A 705-nucleotide genomic window follows, 5' to 3' on the forward strand; every position below is an offset into this window, starting at 1 on the left:
TTTACTACGATTGGTATCAATCTTGATAACTAAGTGAGAACCTTTATGTCGGCAAAAGAAAGAAATCTACCTACCCATCGTATTTCAAGATTCAGTAAGTTCGCCTCGCTGGCAACAAGGGTCGCGGGTAATGTGCTGACGGAAGGCACCAAGCAACTCGCACAGGGCAATAGGCCGACAGCAAAAGACTTACTGCTAACGCCACAAAACATTGCTCGGCTCACCGATCAACTCGCACACCTGCGCGGTGCAGCAATGAAACTGGGGCAGATGCTATCAATGGATGCAGGCGATGTCTTAGAACCTGAATTAGCCGATATTCTTTCTCGCCTACGTTCAGACGCTGACCCACTGCCAGCCAAACAGCTCAGCCAAGTGTTGGAAAATTCACTCGGAATCAACTGGAAGGTGGAGTTTATCTCCTTCAACTTTAAGCCCATCGCCAGTGCGTCCATCGGTCAGGTTCACCAAGCGTATAGCGACTCTGGAGACAAACTTGCCATAAAAGTCCAATACCCAGGCATTCGAAAAAGCATCGACAGTGATGTGGATAACGTTGGTACATTGCTCAATATTGTTGGGTTGATACCCAAGTCAGTCGATTACAAAGGCTTGTTAGAAGAGGCAAAAAAACAACTACATGATGAAGCCGACTATGCTCGCGAGGCCGACTATGCGACTCGTTATCAAAATGCATTAAAAGAG

1 protein-coding gene is annotated in these 705 nt (G+C 47.0%); it reads left to right on the plus strand.

Translation table 11 applies throughout. From position 1 onward, the window contains the following. Positions 1-45: 45 nt before the first annotated feature. Positions 46-705, plus strand: a 660-nt coding sequence (locus tag AB4496_RS29330; RefSeq protein ID WP_372133648.1) for an AarF/UbiB family protein, incomplete at its 3' end; no start/stop codon positions are given.

It is taken from the genome of Vibrio sp. 10N.222.46.A1, from assembly GCF_041473595.1.
GTDB classification, from domain to species: domain Bacteria; phylum Pseudomonadota; class Gammaproteobacteria; order Enterobacterales; family Vibrionaceae; genus Vibrio; species Vibrio tasmaniensis_A.